Here is a 15,976-nt window from a genome sequence, read left to right as displayed (position 1 = left end):
GTGAGAAGTGAGAAGTGAGAAGTGAGAAGTGAGAAGTGAGAAGTGAGAAGTGAGAAGTTTAAGGTGTTTTTTATCAGCCAAAAAACCTAATTTTCAGGTTTATAATCCTGAAATTTTTCAACAACAGACAACAGACAACAGACAACAGACAACTAAAGTTAATGTTCGCGATTTTAAACAAAGAAATACAATCCTTTTTTTCCTCGCCCATCGGCTATCTGGTTATCGGGATCTTCCTAGTGGCCTGCGGACTTTTTCTCTTTGTTTTTACCGGTAAATATAATATACTGGATAATGGCTTTGCAGATGTTAAACCATTTTTCAATCTCGCACCGTGGATCTTTATATTCCTTATCCCCGCAGTTACCATGAAAAGTTTTTCTGAAGAAAAAAGACAGGGTACCATGGAATTGCTCCTTACCAAACCTATTGGTTTATGGCAGCTTATTTTGGGGAAATATTTAGGTTCCCTGATATTGGTGATTTTAGCCATTATTCCCTCTTTGCTTTATGTTCTAACAGTTTATCAATTAGGAAATCCCGTGGGGAATCTGGATGTTGGCGCCACTTTAGGTTCATATCTTGGGCTTTTGTTCCTCGGCGGTTGCTATACAGCAATAGGGATATTTTCATCCACCCTTACTAATAATCAGATTGTTGCTTTTATGGTGTCGGTTTTTCTATGTTTCTTTTCGTATTTCGTCTTTGAAGGCCTTGCCGGATACAATATTTTTGGAGGAGCAACCTACGGAATTGAATATTTAGGTATCAGTTATCACTACCAAAGCATTAGCCGCGGTGTGGTAGATACACGTGATATTATATATTTCTTCAGCTTGATTTTATTATTTCTGAAGCTTACGCACATCAAATTAAAATCTGTTCAGCAAAAATTTTAACTTGAAGAAAACCGGTACATATAAATCCCTGGCTACTCTCATAGTAGTTTTAATCCTGCTGAATGTGCTAACGGCAAATTTCTTTAAAAGGTTTGACCTTACACAAGATCACCGGTACACCCTTTCCCCCGCTTCAAAAAATATAGTTGAAGATGTGGAAGAACCGGTAATAATAGATGTTTTTCTTCAGGGAGATTTTCCAGCTGAATTCAGGCGACTTCGGAATGAAACCCGGCAACTTTTAGAAGAATTTGCTGCTTATAATTCCAATATCAAATTCAATTTCATTAATCCTTTAGCTGAAGGTGATGATGCCAATACTATTGCACAGGAATTTGCGCAAATGGGAATGACCCCGGCCCGGGTTAGCGTTCAGGAAAGTGGCAGGACAAGTGAAGAAATTATTTTTCCATGGGCTATTGCCAATTATGGAGAAGCTACGGTAAAAATTCCTTTGCTGAAGAACAATCTTGGAGCCACAGACCAGGAGCGGGTTAATAACAGCGTCCAGCAGCTGGAATATGCCATTGCCAATGCTTTAAGTCAACTAATTTATCCCAAGGAAAAAAAGATTGCGGTAATGCGTGGCAATGGAGAATTGGAAGATCCATATATTGCCGATTTCCTGCAAACACTTCAGGATTATTATTTTATAGCACCTTTCACACTGGATTCCGCAGCTGTAAATCCGCAGAAAACTTTAAAAAATTTAAAGGAATTTGACCTTGTTCTTGAAGCGAAGCCAACTGAAGCTTACACCGAAAATGAAAAATATGTCCTGGATCAGTACACCATGAAGGGTGGGAAATCTATATGGCTGGTAGAAAGCGTGGCAATGGAAAAAGATAGCCTTTTAAATGAAACCGGTACAGCTTATGCCCTACCCCAGGACTTGAATTTGGGAGACCTTTTCTTTTCCTACGGCTTCAGGATTAATCCCGTTCTTGTAAACGACCTCTATTCGGCACCTATTATTCTTGCTACGGGAAGTGGAAACAACACCAGGTTTAACCCCTACCCCTGGTTCTATAACCCGTTGAGTGCTTCTCCAAATGATCACCCTGTTATTAACAATATTGAAGCGGTAAAATTTGAATATGCCAACCAGATTGATACGCTTGCCAATGATGTGGAAAAAACAATCCTGCTCAGTAGTTCTCCAACCTCTAAAATTGAAGGAACACCGCTTCAGATAAGTTTGGAAATGGTAAGCCGTAAGCCTGATATTGCAAGTTATACCGATGGGGAACAGCCCTTAGCGGTATTAATGGAAGGTGAATTTACTTCAGCTTTTAAAAACAGGATAAAACCTTTTGAAATTCAAAATCCCGTAAATAAAAGTCAGGCAACTCAAATGCTGGTAATTTCAGACGGCGATGTGATCAAAAACGATTTGCAGCAAGGTGCGCCGATGCAATTGGGCTTTGAGCGTTATACCGGAAACACCTACGGAAATAAAGAATTTCTACTTAACGCAGTGAATTACATGTTGGATGACAGCAGACTTATTGAGTTAAGATCTAAAGAAATCAGCATACCTTTTCTTGATCCTGAAAAAACAGCTGCAGAACGTGAGAAATGGCAATTTATTAATCTGATTTTTCCACTGATCATTTTAGGAATTTTCGCTTTTGTTTTCAATTTCTTCAGAAGAAAGAAATACATCAAAAAATCTTAAGGAAACAAAGCAGATCCTTCTGTCACAAGACATATTAACAAATTCCTTCAATTATAATTGATCATACTACTGATTAACAGGTTTTTAATATTAACATCAGGCAATTTTCTGTTAATAAAAACTAAGGGCTTAGCCTTCCTCTTTTGAAGTATTCAAATATATTTGTACTAGATTCAAATTAATCAACAAAGCCGATGAAATTTATTGTATCCAGCAGTTATTTGCTGAAACAGCTACAAATACTGGGCGGTGTAATTAACAACACCAATACTTTACCCATTTTAGATAATTTCCTTTTTGACCTTAAAGAAGATGAATTAACCGTTTCTGCTTCAGATTTGGAGACTACCATGTCTGCCAAACTTAAAGTAGAATCAGATTCTGAAGGAAAAATTGCTGTTCCCGCCAAGCTGCTCCTTGACACGTTGAAAACTTTTCCTGAACAACCGCTTACTTTTGTTGCCGAGGACAACAACACTATAGAACTGAGTTCCAACCACGGGAAATATGCCCTGGCCTATGCAGATGGCGAGGAATTTCCTAACCCGGTAGAACTTGAGGAGCCCAGCAGTACGTTAATTGAAGGCGATATTCTTGCAACCGCCATCGGTAAAACTATTTTTGCATCAGGAAACGATGACCTAAGACCAGTGATGAGTGGGGTTTTCTTTCAATTTTCAGATGAAGGATTAACTTTTGTGGCTACAGATGCACATAAACTGGTAAAATATTCCAGGGAAGATGTTACCGCATCCCAGTCGGCTGAATTTATTATGCCGAAAAAACCTTTAAACCTTCTAAAAGGAATTTTAGCCGGAAGTGAAAGCGAAGTTTTAATTGAGTATAATGATTCCAATGCAAAATTTACTTTTGACGAAACACAGTTAATCTGTAGGCTAATTGATGGAAAATATCCAAATTACGAGGCCGTTATTCCGAAGGAAAATCCTAATAAATTAACTATTGAAAGAAATCAATTTTTGAGTTCAGTACGAAGGGTTTCTATTTTTTCTAATAAAACCACGCACCAGGTAAGACTCAAAATTGCAGGTGCCGAGCTAAATATTTCTGCGGAAGATGTGGATTACAGCAATAAGGCAGAAGAAAGATTAACCTGTGCTTACCAAGGAGATGATATGCAGATTGGCTTCAATTCAAGGTTCCTTACCGAGATGTTGAATAATTTGAATTCAGATGAAGTACAGCTGGAAATGAGCTTGCCAAATCGAGCGGGAATTTTGACCCCGGTTGATGGGTTGGATCCGGGAGAAAGAATTACCATGTTGGTAATGCCGGTAATGCTGAATAATTAAATATAGGCCTGGCGAGCAGAATGGCAATTCAGTTGCCTTTCAGAAATTTTAAAAAGTAGAAGCCGTTCAAAATGTTTGAACGGGCTTCTCTTATATTCCTACAAACCACACAGGCAAAAAGGAAAATCCCCTATTTTATTATTTCTATAGAAAGAGGATAATTACAGGGCTCACCATTACTGGCATTCACGGCGTTAATAATTGGCATTATGATTCCAAAAATCCAAATAATTCCCAGAAGCAAAAATCCAATGCCAAAGAGAAAAATCAAGGGAATACATAAAATACTATAAATAAAAAGGCTAATCTGGAAATTCATTACCATCTTGCCATGTTCATCCATTCCTATAACTTTTTCTTTTTGAGTAGCCCATAAAATCAGCGGAACAATAAATCCACCCAGGCCTGTAATAAGATCCAGTAGTTGACTAATATGCGTAATAATCAACATTTGCCTGTCTTCTCTCATGGCAGTATAAGTTTCCATTATTTATTATTTTAATTTCTAAATTATTGAAAATTAACGAACAATTCTTTAATAAATATGAACTGTACTTATAAGACGGAGAAAAAAGCATTTTGTTACAGGCAGCCTCATTGCTTCACCCTCCAATGAATCAAGTGGTAAATTGCCACCCGTTTCTTACCTTTGCAACATGAAAATGAACGATACCATTGTTGCGCTTGCCACCCCTTCAGGAGCCGGCGCAATAGCTATAATAAGAGTTTCCGGGCCAGAGGCCATTTCAATAGTTAGTCCGCTTTTTAAGGCAAAGAGTGGAAAAGCACTGGAAAATCAACAGACCCATACCCTTCATTTAGGAAATATTATAGATGCCGAAAGGATTATAGACGAAGTATTGATTTCGGTTTTCAGGGCACCAAAATCTTACACAGGCGAAGAAACCATAGAGATTTCCTGCCATGGCAGCCCGTATATTCAGCAGGAAATTATCCAGCTTCTGGTAAGGAAAGGATGCCGCTCTGCAGAAGCGGGAGAATTTACATTACGAGCTTTTTTAAATGGAAAAATGGACCTGAGCCAGGCAGAGGCCGTAGCTGATTTAATTTCTTCTGAAAATCAGGCTTCCCACCAAATGGCCATGCAACAAATGCGTGGCGGATTTTCTAATGAGCTTCAGCGTCTGCGCCAGGAATTGCTCGATTTCGCTTCTCTAATTGAACTGGAGCTCGATTTTGCCGAAGAAGATGTGGAGTTTGCCAATCGGGATGAATTTAAAAAACTCATTCAAAGGATACAGAACGTACTAAAAAAGCTTATAGACTCCTTCGCCACCGGAAATGTGTTGAAAAACGGTATTCCTGTTGCCATCGTTGGCGAACCAAATGTAGGAAAATCTACACTTTTAAACGCGCTCTTAAATGAAGAGCGTGCCATAGTTTCGGAAATTGCCGGTACAACCAGGGACACCATAGAAGATGAAATGGCCATTGGAGGCGTAGGTTTTCGATTTATAGACACTGCAGGAATTCGCGAAACAAAAGATGTAGTGGAAAGTATTGGCATCAAGAAGACCTTTGAAAAAATAAGTCAGGCGCAGGTAGTGGTTTATTTAATGGACGCATCATCCCCCTCAGCTTTCAGCAGCACCTCCAGAGGTGGAGCAATATCAGAAATTCAAACAGAAGTTGAGAAAATCAAGAATAAATTTCCGCAGAAACCACTGTTGATAATTGCCAATAAGGCAGACAAAATTGAAGAAACAGAACGGGAAAGTTTAATTGAAAAATTAAACAACATTACTGAAAACAGGAAGAAATCCCAATTTTTACTGATTTCAGCAAAATCGGGAGCGGGAGTTGAAGAGTTAAAAGACAAGCTGCTAAACTATGTTAATACCGGGGCATTGCGGAACAACAATACTATTGTAACAAACAGCAGGCACTATAATGCGTTGCTAAGTGCGCTGGAGGAAATAAATAAAGTTCAGGAAGGTTTAAATATGGGACTTTCTGGTGATTTAATGGCCATAGATATTCGGCAGGCACTGCATCATTTCGGGGAGATCACCGGGGAAATAACGAACGACGATTTATTGGGGAATATTTTTTCTAATTTTTGTATTGGCAAATAAACAGTAAATTTTATTTGATTCCATTTGATATTAAATGATACCAAGTACTTAAAATATGGAGCTCATGTTAATACTAAAATTATCAGGTGGTGTATGCATACCGGCTATATGGACAATTAGCAATTCATTTTTCCTCAAAGATTTTCAGCTATTTTTAAGGAGTCCATTAATTTCAGGAAATTAAAAACTTAACACAACAGAGGTACCTTCCCCGGCTAAACTATTAATCTGGATTTTCCCTCCATGCAGCGTCATAATTTGTTTACTAAGGCTAAGCCCTATTCCACTGCCCTTTTTCTTGGTGGTAAAAAACGGGATAAATATCTGATCCTTGATTTCCTGTGAAATTCCCGGTCCGTTATCTGCTACAGTAATTACAGTTTTCCCATCGGTTTTGTGCTGCGCATTAACCCTTACTTCTGCCCCGGGTATTTCTTCACAAGCCTCAATAGCATTTAAAATAAGGTTAATAAGTACCTGTTCCAATAGATAAGAATCGGCCTCCACCTCCATTCTGTTGTCTTCAAGATCGAATTGAAGCCGTACCGAAGTTTTACCGATTGAAGGTTTCATTAATTGCTCAAGATCACGAAAGAGTGTTTTAATTTCAATCTTTTCTTTATTAAGACTGGTGATTTTGTTCAGGCTTCTGTAAGTTTTGGCAAATTTCATAAGGCCTTCACTACGTTTGCCAATACTGCTTAAGCCGGCATCAAAATCTTCCAACTCCAATACTTTTGATGGATTTTGCAGATTTTCCTGTACCTGTATTTTCAATGTATTGGCGAGAGAAGAAATAGGTGCTATGGAATTCATGATTTCATGAGTCATAACGCTTAGCAGTTTTTTCCAGGCTTCAGATTCGGTCTTGTTTATAGTATCTTCAATATTATGGATTACTACCAGTTTGCAATAACTTTCTTCAATCCTGAACATACTATGAGAAATAAGCACTTTTAAATTCTCTTTCTGTATTTTTAGATCTATAGTAGAAGGTTCAGAATAGTGATTATCGAACAGTAAATCGTACAAATGCTTATTCCGTGATTTTACAAAATTTATGTTTTTAAAAGCTGGTACATCCAACATTTCCTGAAATGATTCATTTATCCAGAGCGTTTTGCCAGATTGGGTATTGTAGGCCAGTATCCCCGTGTTTATCATTTCTAATATTTTCTGAAGGTAGAGATATTGTACTTCTTTTTCAGAATTCATTTCACGAATGGTACGGTTTACGGTATTGAAACCTTTGTAAAGCCGCCTGATATCTTTGGCTTTATTCTCTTCCAGGTAATTCCTGGAAAAATCCCTGTATTTCACAGCTTCAAAAAAATCATCCATCACTTCAAAGCGCTTACCCAGGTACCGGAAGAATTCATAAACAAGAATGAACATAATTAGTACGGGAACAAGAGCCAAATAATAAGACTCCCTCACTATCAGCAATGCAATTGCGATAGCGGTAACGGTAATTGCCGTCAATCTTAATAAAATTGAAGTATGGTAGCTCTTAAAGGTCATATTTATCGAGCCTTCGGTAAAGAGCAGCCCGTGTAATGCCCAGCTCTTTGGCCGATTTTGTAATATTCCCCTTATTCTTATCTATTACTTTAAGAATAGTGTTTTTTTCTACAGTCTCTAGTCGCATATCATCCATTTCCTGTTTTTCCGGAGCAGTCTCAATAGCCGAAAATGAAAGATCCCCTGCTTCCAGAGTATTATTTTCAGCCATTATAACTGCCCGCTCTATTACAAATTGAAGTTCCCGCACATTGCCGGGAAAAGGATGACTCTTCAACTTTTCGAGAAAACTCTTTTCTGTTCTTAGCGATCCTTTTACATATTTATCAGCATAAAAATCGAGAAAATAACGACTGAGCAAAGTAATATCTGTTCCTCTCGCCCTTAAAGGAGGTATCACCATATCCACAGTATTAATGCGATAAATAAGGTCTTTTCTAAATTTCGATTCATCGGAAAGTTCTGAGATTTTAAGATTGGTGGCACAGATAAGCCTGATGTCTACCCGGATTACTTCATTTGAGCCTAATGGCGTGATCGTCCTGTTTTGAAGCACGGTAAGCAATCTGGCCTGTTGGCGCAAACTTATGTTCCCAATCTCGTCCAGAAAAAGTGTTCCTCCGTGGGCAGCTTCAAACCTTCCCTTTCGGTCTTCACGGGCATCGGTAAAGGCTCCTTTTTTATAACCAAACAATTCGCTTTCGAAAAGCGTTGAAGTCAATGCACCAACATCAACTTTTACGAAAGCCTTGTTTTTCCGATTTGAATTTTCATGAATGGCCTTTGCGACAAGATCTTTCCCTGTCCCGTTTTCCCCAAGAATTAAAACATTCGCATCTGTTGGAGCTACCTTTTTAATTTTGGCGAAAACTTCCTGAATTTCCTCACTTTCGCCAATAATTTTTGTTTCCCCTGCTTTGGGACGTAATTTAGCCCCGGATCTCTTCTTTTTCTGAAGCATTTCCGTAACCGATTCTATTACCTTTTCATTTTGCCAGGGTTTAACAATAAAATCTGCCGCGCCTTCTTTTAAAGAGCGAATAGCCAGATTTATATCTCCATAGGCAGTAATAAGGATCACATCGGTATCAGGAGCGAGTTCCTTTATGCGGTTTAGCCAGAATATGCCTTCGTTTCCGGTGTTTACGAGTCCGTTGAAATTCATATCGAGAATAATCACATCAAATTTCTTCTCTGAAAGCAAAGAAGGAAGATTTCCCGGTTTTTTCTCCACCGCAATTTCAGCAACATGTGATTTTAGTAATAGCCTCATGGCTATAAGCACATCGGGATCATCGTCTATAACCAGTATTTTGGCATTGTGTAGCTGCATGACACAATATTACAATTTATTCAAGGCATGCTGAATTTTGATCAAAAGAAAAAATCAAAAGCTTAAAATTGCTTTAAAACCGAACAGGGAGTGTCTTAAAACCGGACACTTTATTTCTTACCTAAAAACATATTTGACTGATTATCAAAAATTTATATTTCTGGCATCTTTTTCACCATAGATTTAATAGAAAACCAAAGAACATTTATGGACATTCCATTAGAAAAAAAACGCTTTACTCCTAAAAAAATAGCCATGATAGCCGGCGGAATATTGCTGGCCGTACTCATTTTATTTGTGATCTTTTCCTCCAGCGGCAGTTCTAAATTAAACGTAGAAAAGGAACGTATAAGTATAAATGCAGTGAAAAAAGGAAATTTTCAGGAAAATATTCCGGTGAACGGTGCGGTATTGCCTATCAAGACTATCTATCTGGATGCTATGGAAGGCGGAAGAGTTGAAGAAAGGCTTGTAGAAGATGGTACCATGATGAAAAAGGGAGAACCTATTATTCGCCTTTCCAATACCGATCTTGAACTTAGCCTGGTAAACCAGGAAACATCGGTATATAACCTGCTTACGCAAATGCAAATTTCACAAAACGCAGCCAGACAAAATACCATCAATAAAAGGAACAATCTTACTGATGTGGAAAACAATTTTATTGAGGCCAAACGAAAATATGAGCTAAATAAAAAGCTTTACGCCAAAGACGCCATTGGGAAGCAGGATTTCCTGGAAGCCAGGAATAATTACAATTATCAGCAAGATAAATTTGAATTAGCCAAAGAAGTACTGGCCCAGGATTCCATTTCTTCCCGACAGGAAACCCAACAGGCGCGGGAGTCTTACCAGCGTACCCGAAAAGCACTGGAACTTATGCGTAAAAAAGTAGGAGACCTGGTGGTAAAAGCGCCTGTAGATGGGCAACTTACCGCCCTGGATGCCGAAATTGGTCAATCTAAACAAAAAGGAGAACGCCTGGGGCAAATAGATGTGATTAGCGGATATAAGGTTCGTGCTGAAATTGACGAGCATTATATTTCCCGGATTTTCAACGGGCAAAGAGGTAGCTTTACGTTCAATGGAAAAGATTATGAATTAGAAATAAAAAAGGTTTATACCCAGGTTTCCAATGGCCGCTTCCAGGTGGATATGCATTTTGAAGATGAAATTCCTGAAAATATCAGGAGAGGTCAAAGCCTTCAGATAAAATTATCTTTAAGCCAGGAAAAAGAAGCAGTAATGGTCGCTAAAGGAGGTTTCTTTCAGCAAACCGGCGGAAACTGGATTTTTAAACTTTCCGAAGATGGGGAAACCGCATACAAAGCCCCCATAAAATTAGGAAGCCAGAATACAGAATATTATGAAGTACTGGAAGGGCTGAAACCCGGTGAAAGGGTAATTACTTCCAGTTATTCCAATTTTGGGGATATTGACGAACTTGTCATCAACGAATAAAACATCATCACTCATCAATCAAAAAACGGACAAATACTATTAAAATGATAAAAATTACCAATTTAGAAAAGTACTATAAAACCGAAGAGGTCCAAACCATTGCCCTTAATAAATTATCTTTTGAAGTTAAAGAAGGTGAATTTGCTGCCATTATGGGACCTTCAGGCTGCGGAAAATCCACCTTGCTAAACATTCTTGGAATGCTGGACGATCCTGATGGTGGGAGCTATCTTTTTAACGGGATTGAAGTTGCCGGCTACAATGAGCGAAAAAGAGCGCAGCTTAGAAAGCACAATATCGGCTTTGTGTTCCAGAGTTTTAACCTCATCGATGAACTCAGCGTATTCGAGAACGTGGAACTTCCGCTGATCTATACCGGTGTAAAACCGGCCGAACGTAAAGAACGTGTGCATGCAGTGCTGGAAAAAATGCAGATTATGCACCGCAGGAAGCATTTTCCGCAGCAATTATCCGGAGGGCAACAGCAACGGGTGGCCGTAGCCAGGGCTGTAGTGAATAACCCGAAAATCATACTTGCCGATGAGCCTACAGGAAACCTGGATAGCAGCAACGGGAATGAGGTTATGGATTTACTTACCGAACTTAATGAAGCGGGTACCACCATCATCATGGTAACGCACAGTGAACACGATGCAAAATTCAGCCACCGTATCATCAGGATGCTGGACGGGCAAAAGGTTACTGAAAATGTATTGGTATAGGGATCATTCATCAAACAATTAAGAAGATGATAAAAAATTACTTTAAAATAGCTTTTAGGTATCTGCTCAAGAATAAGCTGTATTCGTTCCTGAACATTTTAGGTCTTGCATTGGATATAGCCGCTTTTGTAATAATTATCCTAAATGTGAGTTACGAGCGAAGTTATGATAAATTCGATGGTTCAGAGCAGGTTTTCCGGATCTATATGGACTATAAGGAAGGGGGAAATTTTGTTCCTGGCGACGCTCAGACTTATAACCTCACCGGTCCCACTTTGAAAAAAGAGTTTCCCGAGATTATCGAACAGGTGCGCCTTTATCGTTTAGAAAAAGTTACGTTTGTTAATGGCGAAAAAGTGATACAGCAGCCGAACGGCTCCCTGGCCGATGAGAGCTACTTCAGGATTTTCGACAATCCCCTTATTTCAGGTAACCTGAAAGATTTCGAAAAACCCAATACACTTATTCTAACAAGCACATTAGCCGAAAAACTCTTCGGAAAAGATCAGGCTGTTGGCAAAAATTTGTCGATTTTTGATGGAAGTAGTACACCTATGGAAGTTGTGGGGGTAATTAAAGATATTCCGCAGAACACACATTTTAAGACCAATTATTTGATTTCCTATTCAACCATTAATACATGGAATAGAATGGGAAGTAATGGCAAACCAAATTGGAATAGGAACAACTTTTTCACCTATGTAAAAGTTGCCTCCAATACAGATATAGCTTCACTTCAGAAAAAAATAACGGGTAGCGACTTTGAAAAAAATCCGCACGAAAGACATAATATTGAAGCGATTTCAGATATTCATCTTCACTCAAATAAACCTTACGAAGCCGAAGCGAACGGAAGTAATAGCAGAGTAAGTTTTCTTTCTGCGATCGCTTTTATTATACTTATTCTTTCATGGTTAAACTATGTGAATTTAGCTACGGCAAAGTCGCTGGAACGCTCTAAGGAAGTAGGCATACGCAAGGTTGCTGGCGCACAGCGCTCGCAATTAGTATTCCAGTCTTTAGGAGAATCCCTGTTGCTTAATCTATTCGCCTTGCTATTGGCCATTGGACTTGTGTATTTAATGCTTCCGCTTTTTAACCGGTTCGTGGGGAAAGAGCTTTTTTTAGGACTTTCAAATTTGACCATCATATTACCCTTTTTAGGATTTATTCTCTTAGGAACCTTACTTTCTGGACTTTACCCTGCGATGGTAATAAGCGGTTTTATGCCTATACGTGCTTTGAAAGGAAAAGTAATTGCCTCTCGTAGTGGAATCAATATCCGAAAGGGATTAATAGGCTTACAGTTTTTTGCTACCGCCGTGCTTATTATTGGAACTTTGGTTGTATCACAACAGATTCAGTTCTTGCGTGCACAACCGCTTGGAGTTAATCTTGATCAAATAGTAGCACTTAACGGCGAAATTTTGGAAAAACAGGACGACTCTCTTATGGGTGAAAAAGCCTCGGTTCTGGAATCGGAATTACTCCAATTACCCTTTGTTGATGGCGTGACCCAGGCCAAAACCTATCCCGGGGATGGATACGATAATCTTTCCTCTACTGTGGGTATCACGTTCCCGGACGGAATAGAACGGGAGCGCCAATTATTTTACCTATATGGAGCAAAATCCAATTATTTTGATGTCATGAATTTAAATTTTATTGCTGGGAAGGGCTATGCACCAGTATTGGCAGGTATCAGAAATTTTGACATTGTTTTAAATGAAACCTTTGCTCGAATAATGGGTTTCACAGATCCTTCAGAAATTATTGGCAAAACCGTCAAGTTTTGGGGCGAAAGCTTTAGAGTTTCTGGAGTAATTGCAGATTATCACCATTTTGGTTTAAAGAATAAAATAGAGCCTTTAATTATTGGTAATTTATATTGGGCTTATGGCGGCAGTATGGACAATGTTTTGGTTAAAATGAAAGCTATCGGCCTCTCATCGATAGACAAAAATCTGGTTCAAATTAAGCAGAAATGGAAGGATGTTTTTCCGCAGAGTACATTTAATTATACATTTCTCGATAAAAAGTTTGAAGCGCAATATCTGGAAGACACAAAGTTTGGCGTCGCATTTCAGCTTTTTACAGGTCTGGCCATATTTATCGCAGGTTTGGGACTTTTTGGGCTAACGTCTTATACCATTCTGCAACGTAAAAAAGAAATTGGTATCAGAAGGGTAAGTGGAGCTTCGGTACTGCAAATTTTCACCTTACTCAATAAAGATTTTCTTAAGTTGGTAGGTTTCTCTTTTATACTAGCTGTACCAATCGCCTGGTACGTAATGGAAAAGTGGTTGCAGGAATTTGCTTATCAAACCAAATTGAGTTGGTGGATCTTTATCCTTGCCGGAACGGCTGCTTTTGCCGTCGCCGTAATTTCGGTGAGCTTCCAGGCCATAAAAGCCGCCATCGCAAACCCCGTAAAAAGTTTAAGGACCGAGTAATAGTATTCAAACCTCACAGGTTTTAAAAACCTGTGAGGTTTCCAAAAATAAAATAATGATAAAGAACTATTTCAAAATCGCGTGGCGAAGTCTTCAGAAAAATAAATTACAGACATCCATCAATCTGTTGGGATTAACAGTAGGTACCGTTTGCTGTTTAAGTATTCTGGTGTATGTTTTTGCACAATTTGGATATGACAAGCAATTTGCAGATGCTTCTTCAATTTACCGTATAAATACAACAATAATAGAACATAATAATGGAAAGCCTTCTGCCGGAACTTCTCCTCCTATAGCATTTACAATGAAAGAGGATTTTCCTGAAGTAGAAGAAGCCTGCCGGGTGGTCTATTTTGGAGATGGGAACGCCGGACTTCTAAGAAATCCTGAATCTGAAGAATCCTTTTACGAATCACGGGGATATTTAGCCGATTCTACATTTTTTAAAATATTTAAATATCCATTTATAGAAGGCGTATCAAAAAGTGCTTTAACCACTCCTAATTCCATTGTGCTTTCACAAACATTAGCTAAAAAACTTTTTGGTAATAACACAGCCTTAAACAAAAGATTAATCCTGGGTAGCGGAGAAGAAGAACAGCATCTTACTATAACCGGAGTTTTTAATGACGATTTTGGAAAATCACACCTAAACCCAAATTATATATTAACGATGAACTCGGGTGGGTTGGGCCAACATGTACTTAATATTCAAAATTTTGCTACCGAAAATTTTGCGATGAGTTATGTAAAGTTGAAGTCAGGTACTCCTCCGGGTAGTGTGGAAGCAAAATTCCCTGATTTTTTACAAAGGCACGGAGCAGATGATTTTGCCGCAGTCGGATTCGGCAAATCGCTATTTCTACAAAATATTAGCAGGATCCATTTGTATTCAAAGGGCATCAGTAATCAAATTAGCACAGTTTCAGATATTAAATATCTATATATGCTGCTACTTCTGGCACTATTTATCCAGTTGGTGGCCTGTATTAATTTTATAAACCTAAGTACAGCAAGAGCCAATAAAAGAGCAAAGGAAATTGGGGTAAGGAAAGCAATAGGTGCAAATAAGAGCAACCTGATTAGACAATTTTTAGGCGAATCTATTTTGCTTTCGCTTTTTGCTTCGGCATTAAGTATCCCACTCACCACCCTGGCCTTGCCATTTGTAAATACATTAACCAATGGTAATATAACTTATAGCAGTTTATTTGATTGGAAAATTTTACTTGCACTATTAATTTTGGGCATTTTGACCGGCCTTCTTGCAGGCCTATATCCTGCGGTTATACTTTCTGCTATTAAACCTGTTAAGGTTTTAAAAAGTTCGGTAAACCTCAATTTTGGAAATACATTCTTACGTAAAGCTTTGGTGGTATTTCAATTTGTGATTTCCATTGGCCTGATATGTACGGTAATTATTATCACGCAACAGGTGGAATATTCCCAAAAGATGGATTTAGGATTTAATAAGAATAGCTTGATCACAGTACGATTAGGAACGCAGACGGTTTCTGAAAATTTTAATGCTATAAAAGCAAAATATGAAACCACTAAAGGTATCAGCCAGGTAGCAGGTACTAATTATTATCCTACCGAATTTATAATGGGCGATATGGGTATGATTCCTTTTGGAGGAAATTTGACCAATCGAACCCTGGTTCATTATAATGGCATTAGCCCTAATTATCTTAAAACTGTTGGCACATCGCTCTTAACTGGACGTACATTAAGGACTACCGATGAAAATCAGGTTTTGGTGAATAAGGCAACAATTGATGCTTTTGATATTCCATTAGACCAGGCCATAGGAACCAGAATTGTAAATGCAAGTGGAAATGGATCTGAAGAGTATGAAATTGTAGGAGTTACAGAAGATTATCATTTTGGCACTTTAAAAGAAGAAATTGAACCAATGTTGCTCTTTAATGAAACCGAGCCCGGATGGATAATGCTTAAAGCCGAAACCAATGATTACGAAACGCTGCTTGAATCCCTTGAAAGCTCCTGGAAAACAATTAATTCTGATTCTCCCTTTATTTTCAATTTTGTTGATAAGGAAGTAGAAAAATTATATGCTGAAGAAAAACGCTTAAGTAAAATCTCTGCGGTATTTACTTCTTTGGCAATTTTGATTAGTTGTTTGGGTCTGTTTGGCCTTGTTTCTTTTGTGGCAGAACAAAAGAAAAAGGAAATCGGGATTCGCAAAGTACTGGGCGCAAACATTCAAAATGTTTTACGCCTGCTAACAAAAGATTTTTTGATTTTGGTAAGCATCGCATTTCTAATTGCTTCTCCCCCCGCCTATTACATCATGCACCAATGGTTGCAAGATTTTCCTTCGAGAATAAACATCCAATGGTGGGTATTTTTTGTAGCCGGGGGTGTCGCATTAACTATAACAATATTGACCGTAAGCTTCCAGGCTATAAAAGCCGCCATTGCCAACCCGGTAAAAAGTTTACGAACGGAGTAGAAGTCCCAGCCAACTAACCTCGAA

Annotated in this window: 11 protein-coding genes; 8 read left to right on the top strand and 3 right to left on the bottom strand. The window is 38.5% G+C overall.

Annotation, left to right across the window (positions count from 1 at the left end):
• The first annotated feature begins 161 nt into the window (after window positions 1–161).
• From gldF to dnaN, 3 genes are all read left to right on the top strand, one after another.
• Entirely contained in the window at window positions 162–899 is a 738-nt protein-coding gene (gene gldF / locus RM539_RS18750) for a gliding motility-associated ABC transporter permease subunit GldF (RefSeq protein ID WP_311504954.1), read from the top strand.
• A 1-nt stretch (window position 900) separates the two neighbouring features.
• The gene (gene gldG, locus RM539_RS18745; RefSeq protein ID WP_311504953.1) at window positions 901–2,577 is read left to right on the top strand and encodes a gliding motility-associated ABC transporter substrate-binding protein GldG; all 1,677 of its coding nucleotides are present in this window, start codon (window positions 901–903) and stop codon (window positions 2,575–2,577) included.
• Window positions 2,578–2,771: 194 nt separating this feature from the next.
• Window positions 2,772–3,890, top strand: coding sequence for a DNA polymerase III subunit beta (gene dnaN, locus RM539_RS18740; protein WP_311504952.1), 1,119 nt, complete (start codon window positions 2,772–2,774; stop codon window positions 3,888–3,890).
• Between the two features lie 130 nt (window positions 3,891–4,020).
• On the opposite strand, the gene RM539_RS18735 is transcribed toward dnaN, so the two are convergent.
• On the bottom strand, window positions 4,021–4,377 hold the full coding sequence (locus RM539_RS18735; protein ID WP_311504951.1) for a DUF4870 domain-containing protein: 357 nt from the start codon (window positions 4,375–4,377) through the stop codon (window positions 4,021–4,023).
• A 169-nt stretch (window positions 4,378–4,546) separates the two neighbouring features.
• Here RM539_RS18735 and mnmE point away from each other — a divergent pair, with 169 nt between their 5' ends.
• The gene (mnmE, locus tag RM539_RS18730) at window positions 4,547–5,986 is read left to right on the top strand and encodes a tRNA uridine-5-carboxymethylaminomethyl(34) synthesis GTPase MnmE (protein ID WP_311504950.1); all 1,440 of its coding nucleotides are present in this window, start codon (window positions 4,547–4,549) and stop codon (window positions 5,984–5,986) included.
• A 180-nt stretch (window positions 5,987–6,166) separates the two neighbouring features.
• Here mnmE and RM539_RS18725 read toward each other — a convergent pair whose 3' ends face one another.
• Window positions 6,167–7,468 (bottom strand): sensor histidine kinase, encoded by a 1,302-nt coding sequence (locus tag RM539_RS18725; protein WP_311504949.1) that lies wholly within the window; start codon window positions 7,466–7,468, stop codon window positions 6,167–6,169.
• 28 nt (window positions 7,469–7,496) lie between these two features.
• The gene (locus RM539_RS18720) at window positions 7,497–8,840 is read right to left on the bottom strand and encodes a sigma-54-dependent transcriptional regulator (RefSeq protein ID WP_311504948.1); all 1,344 of its coding nucleotides are present in this window, start codon (window positions 8,838–8,840) and stop codon (window positions 7,497–7,499) included.
• A gap of 207 nt (window positions 8,841–9,047) precedes the next feature.
• Here RM539_RS18720 and RM539_RS18715 point away from each other — a divergent pair, with 207 nt between their 5' ends.
• From RM539_RS18715 to RM539_RS18700, 4 genes are read left to right on the top strand one after another with little or no spacing between them, the layout of a single operon-like run.
• Window positions 9,048–10,301: an efflux RND transporter periplasmic adaptor subunit gene (locus tag RM539_RS18715; protein ID WP_311504947.1), complete on the top strand. Its 1,254-nt coding sequence runs from the start codon at window positions 9,048–9,050 to the stop codon at window positions 10,299–10,301.
• Between the two features lie 44 nt (window positions 10,302–10,345).
• Window positions 10,346–11,023, top strand: coding sequence for an ABC transporter ATP-binding protein (locus RM539_RS18710; protein ID WP_311504946.1), 678 nt, complete (start codon window positions 10,346–10,348; stop codon window positions 11,021–11,023).
• 26 nt (window positions 11,024–11,049) lie between these two features.
• On the top strand, window positions 11,050–13,476 hold the full coding sequence (locus RM539_RS18705; protein WP_311504945.1) for an ABC transporter permease: 2,427 nt from the start codon (window positions 11,050–11,052) through the stop codon (window positions 13,474–13,476).
• A gap of 55 nt (window positions 13,477–13,531) precedes the next feature.
• Window positions 13,532–15,952 carry an ABC transporter permease gene (locus RM539_RS18700; RefSeq protein WP_311504944.1) on the top strand — a complete coding sequence of 807 codons (2,421 nt, stop codon included), beginning with the start codon at window positions 13,532–13,534 and terminating at the stop codon, window positions 15,950–15,952.
• The last annotated feature ends 24 nt before the right edge of the window (window positions 15,953–15,976 follow it).

Source organism: Autumnicola musiva (genome assembly GCF_031846585.1).
Classification (GTDB): Bacteria; Bacteroidota; Bacteroidia; order Flavobacteriales; family Flavobacteriaceae; genus Autumnicola; species Autumnicola musiva.
The sequence above is the reverse complement of the archived record's forward strand: the minus strand, read 5'-3'. Positions and strand labels throughout refer to the sequence as shown.